Here is an 18,884-nt window from a genome sequence, read left to right on the forward strand (position 1 = left end):
TTTTAGGCAATAAGTCAATTATTATATTAAAATAGTTATAAAATTGTTCTTATAATTGGAATGTTTTCCAATTGTGGGATAAAGAAAAAGCCCAACTCATACGAGTTGGGCTTTCCGTAAAGGCTAAGTGGAGAAGGTTACTTCTTTGGCTGGCGCGAAGGCATGGTACCGATAATATGGTCCCACAGGGTAGTACTCACCCCAAACGCTTCATCTTCTTGCCGATAGTGGTGCATGGCATGGTGGTGCCACCAAAACTTCAGGAAGTTCTTGGGCGGTGCATACATGTGAATGGCGTAGTGCACAAACAGATAGAGCGCATAGCCAAATACAAAGCCTGCCAGAATACCGAAGCCAGCATTCCCGAACGTGAAGCGGAAGATGAAAAACAGCAGTGAGGCCACAAATACCGTCAGGATGGGGGGCATAGCCAGGCGGGTTTTGTCTTTGGGGTACTCGTGGTGCACGCCGTGCATCGTGTACTGAAATTTGGCCCGGCCTGGAGTAGAAGGCTCGATGTGGTAGACGTAGCGATGTACCAGGTACTCGGCCAGGGTAAATAGTAACCACCCGCCCAAAAACAGCCCAAACGCTGACAGACCCGTAAGCAGACCCCGGCTCAGGCTATAGTACAGGCTAACCGCCGCCACCGCGAAAAAAATGCTGAGCGGCCCAGCTATGTGCGTGTGGGTGAGGCGCTCTAGCACCGGATTCTGAAACAACTGCGCCGAGCCTTTGGCTTTGGGTTTCACCGCGGCCGGTTTCTTAACCGGGTCCTTCTGTACCTCGGGTTGGGAAGAAGATGTAGCGTTCATAACAAAGTAAGCGTCTGAATTTGAGGGCAAAAGTACGCAGACTGGCGCAAATGCCGTGTCTGCCTACCCCCCTTCCTGCAACCTACGCCGTGGTGCGAAAACGGTCAATGAGTTCGCGCACAGCGGGTAACGTGCAGGTAGGTGGTGTGCACCGGAGGGGCGCGCGCTCGTAAAACCCTTGTCGAGTGCGTAAGGTTTCGTCTAGGCGCAGGCGCAGAGCGGCTTCGTCGCGGGCAGGGGCCAGCAGGGGGCGCGTGGCTGCGGCCCGCACTACCCGGCGTAGCAACTCGGAGGTAGGCACGGCCAGGTAGAGGGTCAGGCCAGTTTCCAGCAACAGGTCGAGGCTGTTGTGGAAGCAGGGTGTGCCGCCGCCGGTGGCCAGCACCAGCCGGGGATACTCTTCCAATACCCGCCGCAGAATGGCTGCCTCCCGCTCCCGGAAATAGGCCTCGCCCTCATTTTGAAAAATATCTACCACCGTGCGGCCCTCACGGCGCACAATTTCCTCATCCAGATCCACAAAGGGCACTTCATAGGCTACGGCCAGTGCCCGCCCCAGGGTAGTCTTGCCCGCCCCCGGCATTCCAATCAAGTAAAGTCGCATGAAGTGGTGAGATGGTGAGTGGTGAAATGGTGAAGTTGTGAGTTTGTAAAGTTGTGAATACGCGCGTCATCCTGAGCATTCCGCGAATCAAACGGCGACGAAGGACCTCCTCACGATAGCAAGAATCGTTGCTACGCTTGTCGTTCACACGTGTGTCATCCTTCGCAAGCGCAGGATGACACACGTTTTTCTATTCACCACTTCACAACTTCACCCGCGGGTCTAACACGGCGTAAAGCAAATCGACCACGATGTTGATGGCCACAAACAGAAAGGCGATAAACAGGGTAGCCCCCATCACAACAGGAAAGTCCAGATTCTCGACAGCGCGCAACGTGATGGTGCCCAAGCCTTTCCAGTTGAAGATGTACTCAATAAAGAAAGCCCCTGCCATCAGCGAGGCCAGCCAGCCCGACACGGCTGTTACCACCGGGTTCAGGGCGTTTTTTAGGGCGTGCCCTACCACGGTACGGTAGGCCGAAAGTCCTTTAGCCCGCGCCGTGCGGATGTAATCCTGGCTGAGCACGTCCAGCATAGACGAGCGCGTGAGCTGGGTGATGATGGCCAGCGGCCGGATGCCTAGCGCAAAGGCTGGCAGCAGCAAGTTGCGCAGCACCAGGTGGTTGCCCGTAAACGGGTCGGTTTCGTAGAGCTGGCCCGTGAGGTTGAGACCGGTCCAGTGACTCCAGTAAAACCCGAACGTCATGGCAATCAGGATACCCGCCACAAACGACGGCACCGAGATGCCCAGCACCGAGGTAGTGATGAGCGTGCGGTCGAGCCAGGAGTGGGGCCGCAGGGCCGCCACAATACCAAACAAGATGCCCAGTACCGCCGCCAGCAGCATGGCAGCCAGCGCCAGCCATAGGGTGCCCGTGAAATGGTCGAGCAGAATACTGAGCACGTCCTTATTGCTCTGGAACGAGCGGCGTAGGTAGGGCGCCTTCAGTACCAGGGCTTGGCTGCCCAGGGGCAGCAGCGTGAGGCCCCCGTAGCGCGCCACCGCTGCCGAGTCGCGCGGGTGAATGCCAAGAGGCGAGGCGTCGTTGAGGTAGCCCAGTAGCTGGGCAGGTAGGGGCTTGTCGAGGCCCAGGTCGGCGCTGATGGCGGCGCGGGTAGCCGGGTCGGAGCGCTGGCCGGCCAGCAGGGCCACCGGGTCGCCGGGCAATACGTTGAACAGGAAAAACACCGTTACGGCTACCCCCACCAACACCAAAATGCCCTGGCCCAACCGGCTGAGTAGAAATGAAAGCATGGGTTTGGTTTCTGGTTTTTGGTTAGTGGTTTTTGGCTGTCATCCTGAGCAGAGCGAAGGATCTTCTCACGTCAGCACGACAGGCGCAACAACGACTCGTTCTGCGGGCATAAGGTCCTTCGCTCTGCTCAGGATGACAGCCAAAAACAACTAACCAAAAACCAACTCAAAGAAGCCCTTCCAGCTTGGCGCGGGTAGGGATGTCGTGGTAATGAAACTTGCCTTTCACCACCCCATTCTGCAACAGCATAAAGCCCGGATCGGAGCGGATGATGGTCTTGAGCACGGTGGCATCGGCGTAGTACACGGGTGCTACCAGGTTCATGTCGTGGCGAAATACGTCGAAGTCGGCGGGGCTGCTACTGGTTACTACCAGCGGCAGTATCTTCTTCTGCGACGAGTCGGCGGCTAGCAGTAGCTTGTTGATTTGCTTGAACCGGTCCCGGTCGGCACGTTCTACACTTTGCACAATCAGCACCAGCTTGTTGCCCTTCAATATTTCTTGGGTGTAGTCGCCCTCATCATTCCACACCCGAAAGTCCGTGATTTTGGGGCCATCCAGTGGGTTTAGTGCCACCATCTCCTTGAACTTCCAGGTGGTATCGGTGGGGTAGTCGGTAAACTCCTGCTCCGTCCCGTTGCGCGTCATAATGTACTTGTAGCGCAGCGGCGCCGAGGGCTGCATGAGCTTGCCAATGTTGTTGCCTACCTTATAAGGAAGGAAATCGAAGTAGGGCAGGTGCCCCAGCGCATACACCCCAATGCCCGCCGACACGGCCGTGGCCACCGTGATGTATACCACACCCAGCTGTCCGCGGGCGTAGGAATGGCGCAGGTAGCGCTGCCCCCGGTATACTACCACCCACAAACCCAGCAGAATCATGTCCTTGGTGAACGAAGCCCAGGGCGTCAGTTTCAGGAAGTCGCCGAAGCAGCCGCAATCTGTTACTTTGTTGAACGCGGCCGAGTAGAACGTGAGGAATCCAAAGAACACCAGCAAGGCCAGCAGCACCCACAGCGTTTTGCTCAGGTACCAGCGCAGCAGCAAAGCCACGCCCAGCACCACTTCCAGGGTGCTGAGAATAATAGCCAGGGTGCGGGCAGCGTTGCGGAAAACCAAGAAAAACGAGCCAAAATCCTGGGCAAATACCTCGAAGTATTCCTCTAGCTTCAGGCCCGTCCCTACCGGGTCGTTGAGCTTGATCAGGCCCGAGAAGATAAACACGATGCCCAGCAGCGCCCAGCAAATACGCGTAATCAGTTTCATAGAATAGGATCTTAGGAGCTTGGGGTCTTGGTTGTCGTATGAGTGCTATTGTGCAAGGTACGCCACGCACGCCAATACGGAAAAGGTAGGGTAGGGGTAGGGCTCCGCAACGAAACGGGTCGGACGCCGGAGGCATCCGACCGGTTTAAGCTACTCCTCCTAATCCCATCTTAATCAACACAAACACTGCGTAGTTGAGCATGTCGCGGTAGTTGGCCTCCACGCCTTCCGATACTTGGGTGTGGCCGGCCAAGTCCTCAATCTGCTTGGTGCGGTGCAGCTTCATCAGGATGATGTCGGTGATGCTGGGGATGCGCATCTGGCGCCAGGCCTCGCCATAGTCGTGGTTTTTGGCGAACAGCAGCTGGCGGTTGGCTTCTATTTCCTGGTCATAGGCGGCGGCTACCTCCTCGGTGGGTAGGTCAAGGGGCGCATCGGCGGGCAGGCGCAATTGCAGCAGCGCAATCACACAGTAGTTGATGATGGCCACAAATTCTTCCTCCACGCCATCGGCCACCAGCTGCGTGCCCTTTTCCTGAATGGAGCGAATGCGCTGAGCCTTAATATATAGCTGATCGGTAACAGAGGGTAGGCGCAGGATGCGCCAGGCCGTGCCGTAGTCGTGGGTTTTGGCCAGAAATAGCGCGCGGCAGCGCGCAATCACCTGGTCATACTCGTGCTGGGTTTGCGTTTGCAAGGTTTTCGACCTATTTTGTTGGGAAACGAAGGCGTCTGTCATCCTGACGAAGGGAGGACCTGATGACAGCAGAAGGAATCGTGGGCACGATACTCGTTCTATCTCCATCAGGTCCTTCCTTCGTCAGGATGACAGACGACCTACCCCGAAACTATGCTCCAGGCTCCGCAAGATACGTGTTTTTCACCGAGGCAAACCCTGCGCTGCCCCCACGGCCGGGTGCTGGATTTAAGCCGTCCGCAAGTGATGGGCATCCTCAACCTCACCCCCGATTCGTTCTTTGAAGGTAGCCGGGTAGGGTCTGATACTGACCTGCTGCACCGTGCCGAAGCCATGTTAACGGCCGGCGCCGCCGTACTTGATTTGGGCGGCTACTCCTCCCGCCCCGGTGCCGAGGACATCAGCGCCGACGAAGAAAAGCGCCGCGTGGTGCCCGCCGTGGAGGCAGTGCGCCGCGCTTTCCCCGAAGCGTTTATTTCCGTGGATACCTTCCGGGCCAGTGTGGCATCCGAGGCTGTGGCCGCCGGCGCCGACATCCTCAACGACATCAGCGGCGGCACCCTCGACGATGAAATGCTGACCACCGTAGGCCGCTTGCACGCGCCTTATGTGCTAATGCACATGCGCGGTACGCCTCAAACAATGATTCAGCATACTGAATATAGTGGCGACATCGTTACGGAACTCGTGCGTTATTTCCGCGACAAGCTAACCCATCTGCGCTCCTTCGGGGTGCGCGACGTGCTGCTCGACCCTGGTTTCGGATTTGCCAAAACGGCTGCCCAAAACCACGAGCTGCTACGTCGCCTACCCGAGCTGGGCGTGCTGGGCCTGCCTATTCTGGCCGGCCTTTCGCGCAAAGCCATGTTGTACAAGCCGTTCGGCCTCACGCCCGATGCCGCACTCACGGGCACGGTGGCCGTCAATACCATAGCCCTGCTCAACGGTGCCCGCCTGCTACGCGTACACGATGTAGCCGAGGCTATGCAAACCATACACCTCGTATCGAACACTTACCCTACCCACCCTTCCTTTCCGCTTTCCCCGTGAGTAGCTCTTTCGCCATCGGCTTCCTGCGCGTCGGCTGGATCGACGTTGTCGACGTGCTGCTCGTGACGGTGCTGTTCTACCAGCTCTATAAGCTACTGACCGGCAGCGTTGCCCTCAAGATTTTTCTGGGGCTGATGTCGCTCTACCTTACCTATCTGGTGGTGAAAGCGGCCGGCATGGAGCTGCTAACCAGTATTTTGGGGCAGTTCATGAGCGTGGGCGTCATTGCGTCGGTGGTGCTGTTTCAGCAGGAAATCCGGCGGTTTTTGCTGAATATCGGCAAGGCTACGGCCTTTGAGCGGCTGCGCACGTTTTCGTGGCGCCGCGAAACCGGCGGGCAGCGCATGAGCATTACGCCGTTTGTAGAAGCCGCCAAAAGCCTGTCGGGCAAGAATACGGGGGCGCTCATCGCCTTCACCATGGCCACCGAGCTGAAGTTCTACGCCGACTCCGGCGACCTGATTGATGCCGCCATCAGCAAACGCTTGCTGATGAGCATTTTCAACAAAACCAGTCCCCTACACGACGGCGCCGTAATTATCGCCAACGGCCGCATCAACGCCGCCCGCTGCATCCTACCCGTTAGCGAAAACCCCGACGTGCCCGCCTCCATGGGCCTGCGCCACCGCGCCGCCATCGGCCTCACCGAGGTGACGGATGCCGTGGTGCTGGTCGTAAGCGAGGAAACCGGTCAAGTGTCGCTGGTGCGTAGCGGTGAGGTATTCCGCAACCTGGCACCCGCCGACCTGCGCGCCCGCCTCAATGAGTTCCTGTTCAACGCCGCCCCCCGCACCGCCGCCACGCCCTCTGCCGATGTAGCGGCGTGACCTCTTCGTTTTTCTGTCATCCTGCGCTTGCGCAGGATGACAGATGAATTAGGATGAGCGCTTACCGCTTCACAATACGTTGCGCTAGGGTAGCATCGGCGGTTTGCACTTGCAAAAGGTACACGCCGGCGGGCAGTGCTTTCAGACGTAATTGGGGCATGGATCCGTCCGTTACGGCCTGCTCCAGCACCACTTGGCCCGCCAAATTACGCAGTTGTGCGCGTGTGCTTCCAACCATCAGATTGCGTAAGTCGAGGGTCAAGTAATCGGTAGCAGGGTTTGGGTAGGCTGCTAAGATAGCGGCAGGGACATCGGCTACCTGAACGCTGATAACGGGCGCATAGTGCGCGCTGCCATCAAGGTCTACTTGCTTGAGGCGGTAGTAGCTGCGGCCTATGAGGGGGTGTGCATCTGTGCTGGTATAGCGGGTAGGGGCGGCGGTGGTGCCAGCACCTTGCACAGTGGCCAGCGGCTGAAACGCATAGCCATCGATGCTGCGCTCCACCACAAAGTGGTCGTTGTTTTTTTCCGAAGCCGTGCTCCAGGCCAGTAGTACGGCAGTGCCGCGCACTTGGGCCGTAAAGCTGGCCAGCTCTACCGGCAGTACCTGATCAACGCAGCCGCCGTTTTGCAGGTTGGTGTTATAGGAATAGTTGCTGCCAAGCGTACCCGTCTGAATGTCCCAGCCACTGATGCCAATCAGCCAGGAAAGAAACGTGCCGAACAAGCCAGGGCTGCACCGGCTCAAATCAATACGACCTACCACCCCAATCTTGCCCGAGCCATTCTGCCGGCACAGCTGATAACCAAACTGGCTGTCTACAATTACTTTTCCCACGCTTTTGCCATCCAATGGACCCTGTATGTTGCCATCGTTGATGAGTTCGTGTGTGGCTAACTTGCCCGCGTTGAGCAACAAGCTATTGCCATTGTTTTGGTATTTGGAGCCTACCTCAATCGTACCGCAGTTGTTGGTCGTGGTGTTGTTATTATAGGTGTTGCACTTCCAGTAACCCTCGTTGTAGAGCTTGCCGCTGTTGTTGGTATAGCCGCGCACAATGCACTGGCTGTAGTTGCGTAGGGTAGTGGCGCTGGCTGTCTGGCAATTGTCGAGGGCCAACTGACCCCAGTTATAAACCGTGGCACCAGTGCTGTTCAGGTTCAAGTCTCGGCACGAAACGCTCCCGGTTTTTTCAATGGTAAGGGTGCCCGCCTGTCCTATTGGAATGTTGCTGGCGCAGATCCAACTGCCGCTGGTGGTAATGGTGGCGCCGCTACCATTCCAGTTCACTCCGGCCTGCAAGCTGCCTTTGTTAGTGATGGTCACTCCATCGGTAAGGTTGAGGTTACCTACCTTGGTCTGACTGGTCGCCGATGTGTACAGCGCACCTTTCTTTCCAAAATGGATGTCATTACCCGTACTCCAATTGCCGTCGTTATATACGGCGCAGTTGGTGCCGTTCCAATTGAGGTTGCCAGTGAAGGTGATGCCCGCCGGGATATATAGCGACTCGTTGTTGCCAAGAGAAAACGTGCTGTTGTAAGTGTTCTTCGTTACGGTGTATGTGTATACACGCTGAGCTTGTGCATACGTATATGTTGTGAAATGATTTAAAGTCAATAATATAATAATAAAGTGCAATCTAAAAGCAAGCGCACGGGTAGCAGGACGATGACTGGAACACAGCATAATCTAAGAAGGTTAAGTACCGAAATGGGATAATGATGGGGTAAATGTAATATAACTTTTTTATTAAATAATATGATCTATACAAGTATTACAGAGGCTTGCATGAGAAAAAGTATACATATGACCCTTAAAGTATAAAAAATAGGCTTTAACTGTCTCATAATAGGATATTTAATAGATGTTGTCTGCTGTGCGGTATTTTCATAAAAAATACCCTTTGAGTACAATGGTTGCCAAGCAGCCACTGTACTCAAAGGGTAATAGAAATCAATTTAGCTGCTACCAGCAGCCAAATGGTCGGTGTTGACGCTTACGGCGTGTTGGTTACCACTTGGCCGGGCGTGGTTTCGGCGGCGGCGCTTCGGTCTTTCAGCGTGCCCAGTTCCTGGCCTACCTCCACAAAAGCCGCAATAGCCTTATCCAAATGCTCGCGGGTATGAGCGGCCGAGAGCTGCACCCGAATGCGGGCCTGGCCCTGCGGCACCACGGGGTAGTAAAACCCTACCACATAAATGCCTTTCTCCAACATTTTAGCCGCAAACTCCTGGCTCAGCTTGGCATCATAGAGCATCACAGGTACGATGGGGTGCTCACCCGGCCGAATGTCGAAGCCGGCTTCGGTCATCTTCTCGCGGAAATACTTAGTGTTTTCTTCCAGCTGATCACGCAGTTGGGTGCTTTCGGTGAGTAGCTCCAGTACGCGCAGCGAGGCGCCCACAATGGCTGGGGCCAGCGTGTTGGAGAACAAGTAGGGCCGGCTGCGCTGGCGCAGCATGTCGATGATTTCTTTACGGCCCGAGGTGAAGCCACCCATGGCGCCGCCTAGCGCTTTGCCCAGGGTGCCGGTGATAATGTCCACGCGGCCCATCACGTCGCGGTACTCGTGGGTGCCGCGGCCAGTTTTGCCCAAGAAGCCCATCGAGTGGCACTCGTCAATCATTACCAGCGCCTCGTACTTATCGGCTAGGTCGCAAATCTTATCAAGTTGGGCAATGGTGCCATCCATCGAGAACGAGCCGTCGGTGACGATGATGCGGTGGCGCGTGCCCTTGGCTTGAGCATCCTGGAGCTGTTTTTCCAGGTCCTCCATATTGTTGTGCTGGTAGCGGTAGCGCTGGGCCTTGCACAGGCGCACCCCGTCGATGATGCTGGCGTGGTTGAGCGCGTCGGAAATAATAGCGTCTTGCTCATTGAACAGCGGCTCAAACACGCCCCCATTAGCATCGAAAGCGGCGGCGTAGAGAATGGTGTCTTCGGTGCCCAAAAACTCGGCTAGCTTCTGCTCTAGCTCCTTATGAATATCCTGCGTGCCGCAAATGAAACGCACCGACGACATACCATAGCCGTGCGTATCGATGGCCTCCTTGGCCGCCTTCACCACCTCGGGGTGCGACGACAGGCCTAGGTAGTTATTAGCGCAGAAGTTCAGCACATCGCCTGCTTCTCGCGTTTCAATTTCGGCGCCCTGAGGCGAGGTAATCACGCGCTCCTTTTTATAGAGGCCGTTGTCTTTGATTTCTTGAAGCTGTTTTTCGAGGTCGGGTTGCAGGGTAGCGTACATAGAAAGAGTGGTTGAGTAGCTGAATGAGTTGCGGTAATACGGTACTAAGCCCTATTGCCAGCTGGTGGGGTAGTGCGGGTAAAAATACGGAAGTCGGAACGTTGCCGACGATAATCTGCGTACTAGCAACGTCCCGACTTCCATCATAACAATACTGAAAAGCATGCCTAGCGGGTCGCCACGTCGGCTTTCAACAGGTTGGGGAAGGCCTTGCGAAACTTCTCTACCTTAGGCCGCGACACGTTGGCAATGTAGCCTTGGTTGGGGTTTTCGCGGTAGAAGCCCTGGTGGTAGCCCTCGGCGGGCCAGAACTTCTGGATGGGTACTACCTGCGTTACTACCGGCTCGCTGCCGTAATGGTGTGAGGCGTTAACTTTCTTAACTGTGGCTTCAATCTGCTGCTTTTCTTGAGGCGTGCGGTAGAAGGCCACCGAGCGGTACTCCGGGCCGCGGTCGGGCCCTTGGTAGTTTAGCTCAGTGGGATTATGGGCCCCCAAGAAAAACACATCAAGTAGCTGCTGGTAGCTCACCTGCTTGGGGTCATAGTACACTTGCACCGACTCAGCGTGGCCGGTTCCCTGGCCGGCTACTTCCTCGTAGGTAGGGTTTTGCGCCTTGCCGCCGGCGTAGCCTGCCAGGGTTTCACGCACGCCGCGCACCTCCCGAAAAGTTTCCTGTACGCTCCAGAAGCAGCCGCCGGCAAACGTAGCCACGGCCAATCCTTGCGTGTTTTTGGGTAGGGGCGCAGGCTTCAGGGCGTTGGCCGGCTGTTGTTGCTGCGCGCAGGCGGTAGAGGCCACAGTGGCCAGTACCAGCAAAAATGATTGAAAGAGTTTCATACAAAAGAGCAAGACGAAAGAAGACCAGATCGGGCCGGCAAAAGCGCCGGCCGACTACGGTACATACGTCTTGCTCAACAAACCGGACTGCAAAAAAGCTCCTGCGTAGCAGCGCGTTGACGGGCGCCTGAGCAACCCGGCTGGCTCAGCGACTGGCCCTGGTTCGGCCAAAAAATGCCGTAGCACCATCCCGACCACTTTGCACCAATTGCTGCTTCTGCGCTGCCGTCATGCGCTTGATTTTGGGGTTGAAGCCGGCTGTGCCAATGCTTACCGTGCGGGGCCAGTCCTGCGGCTGGGCCGGGTTCAGGTTTTCAATCGACAGCGAATAGAGTGCCCCCATGTAGGAGCCGAAGTTCTGGATGGGGTAGGGGGCCAGTTGCTGCCGGCCGCTGGGCAGCGTATCCAGCGCAATCTGTTCGGCACGGTCGAGGCGCAGGCCCAGGGTTTCGGGATTGGGGGTAGGGACTGCGGTAGCGCTGGTGCCGACGGGCTGGTAGCGTGGGGCATCGAACAGGTCGATGGGGTAGTTGGCCAGCAGGCCGCCATCTACCAGCACGTGCACCGGCTGCCCTTTGGCGGGGCGCGTCACCACGTGGCCTTGCATATCCAGCAGCACCGCCCGGAAGTACAGCGGAATGCTCATGCTGATACGCACGGCGTCGGCTACGCGCAGGTCGGGGTTAGTTTCATAGCTGAACACCTGCACGCGCTGGGTGGTGAGATTGGTGCCCGTGGTGTACAGGTCGCGGTAGCGGGTAGGCTGGGCCAGGGCCAGCTGGTGGAGTTGGCCTAAGGTGAGATTGGGTTGCTGGGTTTGCTGGCCTACCAACTCGCTGAGGTACTCCGTGAACTGGTCGCCGCGGTACCAGCCGTACTGCTTCAGCAGGCGGTTGCTACCCCCAAAGAAGATAAAGCGCCCATCGTTGAGGCGTTGCACAGGCGTGCGGTCGATGATGTCGATAATCTGCTGGGGTGAGTAGCCCACAGCCAACAGCGCCGCCTGTATGGCCCCCGCCGACGTGCCCCCTACCCGCCGGATGCCCGCCAGCACGCCCTGCTCTTCCAGCACCTGCAAGGCGCCACCGTAGGCAATGCCACAGATGCCGCCGCCCTCCATCACGAGGTTGCGGTAGGGAGCAGTTGGTTGCGCCAGCAGCGGGCGAGCAAGCAGTAGCAGAAACAGAACAGCAAGGCAGCGCAGCATACAGCGTATTAAAGAATAGCATTTGGCCTTTCAATATAAGAAAAGGGAAAGTTGAGAAGGTAAATGCGTGCATCATTTGCTCATCACAAGTTCACTATTCACAACTTCCCCTTTAGGCCGGTATCTTTGTAGCCGCCACCCGCTTCACGTTTTTATTCCATTTGTTTTCTATGGCTACCACCCCCGCCGAACCTGCTACTATTCTCGTTATTGGCGCTTGCGGCCAACTAGGTCTGGAACTCACTGAGGCGCTACGCCAGCGTTACGGCGCGGCCCAGGTAATAGCCGCCGACGTGCGCCCGCCCCAGCAGCCGGAGTTGTTGCAGGGTGGCCCGTTTGAGCTGCTGGATGTGCTGGACCGCGCCCGGCTATTTACCCTGGTGCAGCAGTACCGCCCGCGCCAGATCTATCACTTGGTAGCCATGCTCTCGGCCACCGCCGAAAAGCACCCGCAGCTGGCCTGGAAGCTGAATATGGATGGTTTGCTGAACGTGCTGGATGCGGCCGTAGAGCACCAGGTAGCCCAGGTGTACTGGCCCAGCAGCATTGCCGTGTTTGGTCCCGATACCCCCCGCGACAACACGCCCCAGCTCACTGTGATGAACCCCAACACGGTGTACGGCATCAGCAAGCTGGCCGGCGAGCAGTGGTGTGAGTGGTACCACAAGAAGTATGGTCTTGATGTGCGCAGCCTGCGCTACCCTGGCCTCATCGGTTATAAGAGCCTGCCCGGCGGCGGCACCACCGACTACGCCGTGGACATCTACCACAAAGCCGTGGCCGGCGAAAACTTCGAGTGCTTTCTGCAGGAAGACACCGAGCTGCCCATGATGTACATGCCCGACGCTCTGCGCGCTACCCTAGACCTGATGCACGCTCCCGCCGAGCAAATCAAGGTGCGTTCTAGCTATAACCTGAGCGGAATGAGCTTTTCTCCCCAGGAAATTGCGGCCAGCATCCGGCGCCACGTACCCGACTTCGCGGTTTCCTACCGCCCCGACCAGCGCCAGCAGATTGCCGACTCCTGGCCCAACAGTATCGACGACGCCCAGGCCCGCCAGGACTGGGGCTGGCAGCCAGAATTCGACCTAGACAAGATGACGGCCGATATGCTGGCCCACCTGGCCGTGAGCGTGTAGCTTTCCGGCAGAGGTACACAGCGGAAAAGCGCCGAGGCGCGCAGAGTTCAACGATTATTGTGCTCTGCGCACCTCGGCGCTTTCCCTTTGCGTATTTCTGCCAGAAACGTACCCTCCTATGATTGTCAATCCTACCCCCACCGGCTGGCAAATTATTTACCAACAAGCCCACGCCCTGCTGGCCGCGCAGCTGGCCTGGCAGTGGCCGCCCTTCCTCCCTACCGACCGTTGGGTAGGGCTGCTGGCCGCCACCGCTCAGCACGACGACGAGCAGCAGCGCTGGCGCGGCCACTATGGCCTCACTGCCGCTGGCGCCCCCGCCGACTTCACGCAGAAGGAATTTTCTCTGGAGCAGGCCGAGGGTGTAATGCGGGCAGCCCGCTTTCAGGGGCAATGGCGCAGCCTGCTGACCAGCCTGCACCTAAGCTTTTTGTACGAGCCACAACGGGGAGAAAACACGCAGCAGGATGCGTTTCTAGACGAGCAGCAAGCCCAACAAAAGCAGTGGCGCCGCGCCCTGCACGTGACTAAAGCTGAGGCCCAGCGCGCCTACGCGCTGCTGCAATGGTGCGACCGTCTCTCCCTGATTCTGTGCCGGCAAGAGCTGCCCGAACGAGGCCGCACGCTCGAAATCAGTGAGGGGCCGGATGGGAAGCAATACACCGTGCAGCAGCCTACCCCCGGTGGGTCAGTGCTGGTGTCGCCTTGGCCTTTTGCGGCCGCAGAATTCGACGTGACGGTGGAGGCGAGTCAGCTACATCAGCTGCAATTTCAGGACGATGCAGCGCTGACAGCTGCCCTACATGCAGCCCCCATTGAAACGCTACAGTGGAAGCTTCAACGGGCTAAATAACTAACTCATCGGCGGGGAGTGCGTACTAGTGAACAATTTTCACCTGTAACTACTGCTGTATGGCAACTCGGTATACTGCTGCTAATCTGGGTTCTATCCTCAAATGCACCGCCAGTAATTTTATTGAAAACAACTCCCTTCGTCTGGCCGGCGCCCTAGCCTATAACGCTATTTTCTCGCTGCCGCCGTTGCTGCTTATCATCATCACAGCGGCCGGTACTTTCTTTGGGCAAGAGGCCGTCACGGGCAAGCTATTCTCCCAGATAGACGGTTTGGTAGGTGCAAAAGCTGCTGCCTCTATTCAAGATTCCATTCGCACCTTCAACCAACAGAAGCAAGGGGGGATATCGGCTATAATTGGGGTAGGCACACTGATTTTTGCGGCCACTACGTTTTTCGTTACGCTGCAAGAAAGCATCAACAGCATTTGGAACGTGAAGGCCAAGCCCGACACAACGGCCGGTAGTGCCTGGAACTTCGTGCGCGACCGGCTATTGTCGTTTGGCCTGATTTTGAGTGTAGCACTTCTGTTGCTTATGTCATTTGTTATCAGTGCGTTGCTTGAGTTTTTTACGGATTACCTGGCGCAAGTTCTACCTGGTATTACGGTTGTGCTAATCAGAATTATTGACCTAGTAATATCTCTGAGCGTAACCACTGTGCTATTTGCTATGATCTACCGCTACCTACCCGACGCGTACATCCGCTGGCGCGATGTGCGCGTCGGTGCCTTCATCACTGCGGTGCTATTTATTGTGGGTAAATATCTGATATCCTTTTATCTATCCAACTTTGACCCTGGCTCGGCCTACGGCGCGGCAGGTTCTGTTATTGTACTGCTGGTCTGGATATATTACTCCTCTCTCATCATTTTCTTCGGCGCCGAGTTCACCCAAGAATACGCTGCTGCTTATGGGCAAGCCGTGCAGCCAAAAGAACATGCGGTGCGCATTGAAACCCGCGAGGTGCCTTTCCACAAAACCGAAGCAAGTGTGGAAAACGGCCGACCTGAACCCGAAGGCACTTGGCGGGATAAAAAACGAAATAAGTAGTTCTGAAAGTCTGATTTAAAAGCTTTGTACAACCTGTAAAATTATGATTTAAAATAAGTTAAAATAAAAAGATATGCTTTAGGTAGATGCTGTTAAAGTCTAACGAAAGCAACTGATTTTTGCGCCGGGTAGTGCTACTGTATAGATAGAACGATATGTTTGGATGCGTTTACTACTCATCCAGATTCTTATGCGTTCTACCCTATCCTTACCCCTGCTTTCGGCACTGTTTGCGCTGCGTTGTGCTACTGCGTATGCACAGCAAGAAACGGTGCCCCCAACCAGACTTATAGTTGTCAATTCGCTGGTGGGCGACACCATTAGCCCGCAGGAAAAAGCCACGTACGGGCTATTCCCGTACTACGCTACCGATAATTTTCGCTATGCCTATTTCACCCAGCAACTGGCCCCAGATAGCGCCCTCACGCTGCACACGCAGCTCCGCGACGGTCGGTTGGTGCAGCGCCCTTTCACGAGTGAAGAGTTTATAACCGCCCGGTTTCAAATTCAGAACCGGGCGCGCGAGCTTGGGGGCGGCTCTCAGGGCGCGGCGCCTTTGGTTGGGTTGAACGCCGTAACATCAACGGGCAACAACCCCGATTTGGCGGTGGGCAGTGTCTACCAAGTAACCTTGCACAACGGCACTTCTTTCAAAGGCACTCTAGTGTCCTTGACCCTGACAAGCGCAGACTTTGACACCCCCGACCTGGGTAGGGTAACGGTACAGCGAGCCGATATAAAGCGCTACGTAGCGTTGCAGGTAGCCAAAAGTGGCCGTGTGCGCGACGACGTGGGCAACGGCAACCGCTTGTTTTTTGCCCCTACCGCCCGCAGCTTACGCAAGGGCGAGGGCTACGTGCAGGACATTGATATTTTTCTGCTGGGCGTTAACTACGGCGTCACCGACCATTTTTCTATTGGTCTACTAGCCTCAGCTATACCCGGCATTGGGTTAGGCAAGCAAGTAGTTGCCCTCACGCCCAAGCTAACCACCAAAGTAAGCGCGAAGTGGAATGTGGGGGTAGGCGCATTGATAGCCCGCATTCCCGACTTCGATTATGATAACGGCAGTGGTTTTGGGGCAGGTATTGCGTATGGCCTGGCCACCTACGGTACTGCCGACGACAACCTGACCATGGGCCTCGGCTACGGTTTTTCGGGTCAGGGAGGCTTTGGCCGGACGCCTGTAGTGTTGCTGGGTGGAGCAAAACGGATTACCAACCGCGTGTCATTGGTGTCGGAGAACTACCTGTTTGTGCAGGGAACAGGTGGGGTAGGCGGCCTCTACGGCATCCGCCTGGGCTGGCCCCGTACTACCCTCAATGTAGGCTCATTTTACGTGGCTCCTTTCGAAGGAGGCGGTGCCTTTGGCTATGTGTATCCGGTATATTTAGACGTGGCGTTACGTTTCGGCCAGCCAAAAAAGTAAGAATCAGTACCGTGCGACAGTCTCAAATTATCCAAGCTAAAGTATATGCTGCTGCGTAGGTATTTACTAATCTGCTTTTTATGTTCCTTGACTGCTACTTGTTTGGCTGGCGTAACGGCAACGTCTCCCGATTCTATTCCGGCTCCAGCACAACTCATTAGGCAGCTTGCGGCCGACGTATGCCAGCGTTTGGCTACCGATAAGCAACAGGCAGCCTTTGCTACCATGAGCCCCCCGCAAGCCCAGGATATTTTTGAAAGAGTGCTATCAGCCACCATTAAGGAGAAAGACAGCAGCATTCGGCAAATAGCGCAGCGCAGTGATGTGCCCAATGCCTACGAGCGTCTGTTGAGAAACCTGGCAACGCTGGTTTCGGTCCAGCTAATCAAAACATGCCCGGACGCTAGTACACTTTACGGCCGGTTTGCAGGGGCTCGTAGTGACGCGCCTACCCCCGCCGAACAGGCCCTAGTACAATCCTGGGGCGATGAGCTGTGTCAGCGGCTGGCTGATTTGCAAAAAGCCGGGCGCTTGCAGGGAAAAACCTCTGCAGAATGCATCGAGCTTTTTCATCAGGAGTACAACGCTTCTCTGGCCAAGCGTGGTCCGCAGATTATGCAACTCTACGGCGCGGATGGCAATAGCCAGCTGGTTGTGGATCTACTGAGTAATCGGATTACGCAATATATGCAGCAACACTGCCTGCAAACGCTGCTCCTGCTACGAGGAACGGATGCGAAATAAACAAGAAGGCCACCAGTAGCATCTACTGGTGGCCTTCTTGTTTGCAGAGCGCGTTATATCTACGCAGCTGCCTCGGCTTTTTCCTTCACGGCCAGCTGTCCGCAGGCGGCGTCTATGTCTTTGCCGCGGCTCCGGCGCACGTTGGTTTGCACGCCACGGTCGGCGAGGTACTTGTGGAAAGCTACCAGCTTGTCGTCGGCCGTGTTGATGTAGTCGGCGTTTTCGATGGGGTTGTACTCAATCAGGTTTACCTTGCAGGGCAGCCACTTCGAAATCTGGAACAGCTCCTCGGCATCTTGCAGCGTGTCGTTGAAGCTCTCGAACACGATGTACTCGTAGGTAACTTTGCGGCCGGTTTTCTGGTGGTAGTACTGCAACGCATCCTTCAGGGCCGCCAGCGAGTTGGCCTCGTTGATGGGCATGATTTCGTTGCGCTTGGCATCGTTGGGCGCGTGCAGCGACAGAGCCAGGTTGGCCTTCACGTCGTCGTCGGCCAGCTTCTTGATCATCTTGGCAATGCCCGCTGTGCTGATGGTGATGCGGCGCGGCGCCATGTTCAGGCCATCGGGGGCGGTGATGCGGCGCACGCTTTCCACCACGTTGGCGTAGTTCAGCAGCGGCTCGCCCATGCCCATATATACAATGTTGGTAAGCGGCGTGCCGTACTGCGCCTCGCACTGCTCCCGGATGCGCACTACCTGGTCGTAGATTTCGGCGGCGTCGAGGTTGCGTTTGCGGTCCATGTAGCCCGTAGCGCAAAACTTGCACGTGAGTGAGCAGCCTACCTGCGATGAGATGCAGGCTGTCATGCGTGTGTCGTGGGGGATGAGCACGCCCTCTACCACGTTGCCATCGTAGAGCCGGAAGGCCGACTTGATGGTGCCGTCGTTGCTGAGCTGCTTGTTCTGCACCTGCACCCCATTGATGACGAAGTGCCGGGCCAGCAACTCGCGGGTAGCCAGGGAGATATTGTTCATCTCCTCGAAGGAGCCGGCCGTGTTTTTCCACAGCCACTCCGTCACCTGCTTGGCGCGAAAAGGCTTTTCGCCGTGCTCGACCATAAAGGTTTTCAGCTCGTCGGGGGAGAGTTTGCGAATATCGCGCTTGGAAATTACGGGCAGCTCTATCATAACCGCAAAGATACAACATGAGCGGCGGTTGGGTTCCCAGAAATCTTTGGGGTGCGCTATGTTTTTAGTGATGTATGGGGTAGAGGCCCAACAGCTTGTGACTTGTCTTGGCACAACTTAGACCAAGCAGCAGCAGCAAGGACGAGGCGCAAAATAGCGCATCGCTACCCCGCGTTTACGTCTTACTGGCAGCAGGTGGCCCGAATTTTATAACCAGCTGCCTTGGCGTATTCCTCCAAATAACGCCTACCTTACCGGCCTAAACTTTAGGGGTGTTCTGCTACGTGCGGGACTGAGAAATACCCTTGGAACCTGATCCAGGTAATGCTGGCGAAGGGAAAAGTGCAAGATGCGGACGCCTCCCTGGGTCCGCACGGGCGTGCGCCACCTAGAGTTTATTGTTTCTGACAGCCAACCAACTACCCGTTGCTTGTATGCTTCTCTATGTCAACAATAAACCACACGAAGCCCGCCTCCCTACCCCCACGCTGGCCGATACCCTCCTTGAGCTGCAGCTCGCCGAGCAGCGCGGCATTGCCGTGGCCGTGAACGACGCCGTGGTGCCCCGCACCGAATGGCCCAGCCACCAACTGCACGCCCAGGACCGCATTACGGTCATCCGCGCCACGCAGGGCGGGTAGGTTTTTCTCAGCCGTTAGCTAATGGCTGTTAGCTGTTAGCCTTTCGGCTGCTGGAAACGAGCAAGTGTTGCTGCTCAACCACGC

Annotated in this window: 18 protein-coding genes and 1 riboswitch; of the genes, 8 read left to right on the forward strand and 10 right to left on the reverse strand. The window is 56.5% G+C overall.

Features of this window, described 5'->3' with window-relative positions; translation table 11 throughout:
* Window positions 1–137: 137 nt before the first annotated feature.
* From MUN82_RS18820 to MUN82_RS18840, 5 genes are all read right to left on the reverse strand, one after another.
* On the reverse strand, window positions 138–815 hold the full coding sequence (locus MUN82_RS18820) for a sterol desaturase family protein (RefSeq protein ID WP_245092883.1): 678 nt from the start codon (window positions 813–815) through the stop codon (window positions 138–140).
* An 82-nt stretch (window positions 816–897) separates the two neighbouring features.
* Entirely contained in the window at window positions 898–1,419 is a 522-nt protein-coding gene (locus tag MUN82_RS18825) for a shikimate kinase (RefSeq protein ID WP_245092884.1), read from the reverse strand.
* Between the two features lie 202 nt (window positions 1,420–1,621).
* Window positions 1,622–2,674: an ABC transporter permease gene (locus MUN82_RS18830; protein WP_245092885.1), complete on the reverse strand. Its 1,053-nt coding sequence runs from the start codon at window positions 2,672–2,674 to the stop codon at window positions 1,622–1,624.
* A 166-nt stretch (window positions 2,675–2,840) separates the two neighbouring features.
* Window positions 2,841–3,941 carry a BT_3928 family protein gene (locus tag MUN82_RS18835; RefSeq protein WP_245092887.1) on the reverse strand — a complete coding sequence of 367 codons (1,101 nt, stop codon included), beginning with the start codon at window positions 3,939–3,941 and terminating at the stop codon, window positions 2,841–2,843.
* Between the two features lie 145 nt (window positions 3,942–4,086).
* A complete protein-coding gene (locus MUN82_RS18840; protein ID WP_245092889.1) occupies window positions 4,087–4,638 on the reverse strand; it encodes a DUF1599 domain-containing protein in 552 nt (183 codons plus the stop codon).
* A 153-nt stretch (window positions 4,639–4,791) separates the two neighbouring features.
* Between MUN82_RS18840 and folP the strand changes: the two genes are divergently transcribed.
* Window positions 4,792–5,688, forward strand: a complete 897-nt coding sequence (gene folP, locus MUN82_RS18845; protein ID WP_245092891.1) for a dihydropteroate synthase — start codon at window positions 4,792–4,794, stop codon at window positions 5,686–5,688.
* Window positions 5,685–6,515 (forward strand): diadenylate cyclase CdaA, encoded by an 831-nt coding sequence (cdaA, locus tag MUN82_RS18850; RefSeq protein ID WP_245092893.1) that lies wholly within the window; start codon window positions 5,685–5,687, stop codon window positions 6,513–6,515. Before folP ends, cdaA begins: the two co-directional genes overlap by 4 nt.
* 61 nt (window positions 6,516–6,576) lie before the next feature.
* Here cdaA and MUN82_RS18855 read toward each other — a convergent pair whose 3' ends face one another.
* The 4 genes from MUN82_RS18855 to MUN82_RS18870 all read right to left on the reverse strand — a co-directional run bounded on the left by MUN82_RS18855 (window position 6,577) and on the right by MUN82_RS18870 (window position 11,812).
* A complete protein-coding gene (locus MUN82_RS18855; RefSeq protein ID WP_245092895.1) occupies window positions 6,577–8,136 on the reverse strand; it encodes a T9SS type A sorting domain-containing protein in 1,560 nt (519 codons plus the stop codon).
* Between the two features lie 379 nt (window positions 8,137–8,515).
* Window positions 8,516–9,766 (reverse strand): glycine C-acetyltransferase, encoded by a 1,251-nt coding sequence (gene kbl, locus MUN82_RS18860; RefSeq protein ID WP_245092897.1) that lies wholly within the window; start codon window positions 9,764–9,766, stop codon window positions 8,516–8,518.
* 167 nt (window positions 9,767–9,933) lie between these two features.
* Window positions 9,934–10,605, reverse strand: coding sequence for a peptide-methionine (S)-S-oxide reductase MsrA (gene msrA, locus MUN82_RS18865; RefSeq protein WP_245092899.1), 672 nt, complete (start codon window positions 10,603–10,605; stop codon window positions 9,934–9,936).
* Between the two features lie 145 nt (window positions 10,606–10,750).
* Window positions 10,751–11,812, reverse strand: coding sequence for a patatin-like phospholipase family protein (locus tag MUN82_RS18870; RefSeq protein ID WP_311136407.1), 1,062 nt, complete (start codon window positions 11,810–11,812; stop codon window positions 10,751–10,753).
* Window positions 11,813–11,982: 170 nt separating this feature from the next.
* On the opposite strand from MUN82_RS18870, the gene MUN82_RS18875 reads away from it, so the two are divergent.
* From MUN82_RS18875 to MUN82_RS18895, 5 genes are all read left to right on the forward strand, one after another.
* Window positions 11,983–12,951 carry an NAD-dependent epimerase/dehydratase family protein gene (locus MUN82_RS18875; RefSeq protein WP_245092901.1) on the forward strand — a complete coding sequence of 323 codons (969 nt, stop codon included), beginning with the start codon at window positions 11,983–11,985 and terminating at the stop codon, window positions 12,949–12,951.
* Between the two features lie 118 nt (window positions 12,952–13,069).
* Complete coding sequence (locus MUN82_RS18880; RefSeq protein ID WP_245092903.1) at window positions 13,070–13,804, forward strand: DUF3891 family protein; 735 nt, start codon at window positions 13,070–13,072, stop codon at window positions 13,802–13,804.
* 59 nt (window positions 13,805–13,863) lie between these two features.
* Window positions 13,864–14,856 (forward strand): YihY/virulence factor BrkB family protein, encoded by a 993-nt coding sequence (locus MUN82_RS18885; protein WP_245092904.1) that lies wholly within the window; start codon window positions 13,864–13,866, stop codon window positions 14,854–14,856.
* Window positions 14,857–15,046: 190 nt separating this feature from the next.
* Entirely contained in the window at window positions 15,047–16,285 is a 1,239-nt protein-coding gene (locus MUN82_RS18890; RefSeq protein ID WP_245092906.1) for a hypothetical protein, read from the forward strand.
* 87 nt (window positions 16,286–16,372) lie between these two features.
* On the forward strand, window positions 16,373–17,029 hold the full coding sequence (locus tag MUN82_RS18895; RefSeq protein ID WP_245092907.1) for a hypothetical protein: 657 nt from the start codon (window positions 16,373–16,375) through the stop codon (window positions 17,027–17,029).
* A gap of 59 nt (window positions 17,030–17,088) precedes the next feature.
* On the opposite strand, the gene rlmN is transcribed toward MUN82_RS18895, so the two are convergent.
* Complete coding sequence (gene rlmN / locus MUN82_RS18900) at window positions 17,089–18,159, reverse strand: dual-specificity RNA methyltransferase RlmN (RefSeq protein WP_245092908.1); 1,071 nt, start codon at window positions 18,157–18,159, stop codon at window positions 17,089–17,091.
* A gap of 258 nt (window positions 18,160–18,417) precedes the next feature.
* A riboswitch (TPP riboswitch) is annotated at window positions 18,418–18,515 on the forward strand.
* 78 nt (window positions 18,516–18,593) lie between these two features.
* Between rlmN and thiS the strand changes: the two genes are divergently transcribed.
* Window positions 18,594–18,800, forward strand: coding sequence for a sulfur carrier protein ThiS (gene thiS, locus MUN82_RS18905; RefSeq protein ID WP_245092909.1), 207 nt, complete (start codon window positions 18,594–18,596; stop codon window positions 18,798–18,800).
* The last annotated feature ends 84 nt before the right edge of the window (window positions 18,801–18,884 follow it).

The organism is Hymenobacter aerilatus (assembly GCF_022921095.1).
Classification (GTDB): domain Bacteria; phylum Bacteroidota; class Bacteroidia; order Cytophagales; family Hymenobacteraceae; genus Hymenobacter; species Hymenobacter aerilatus.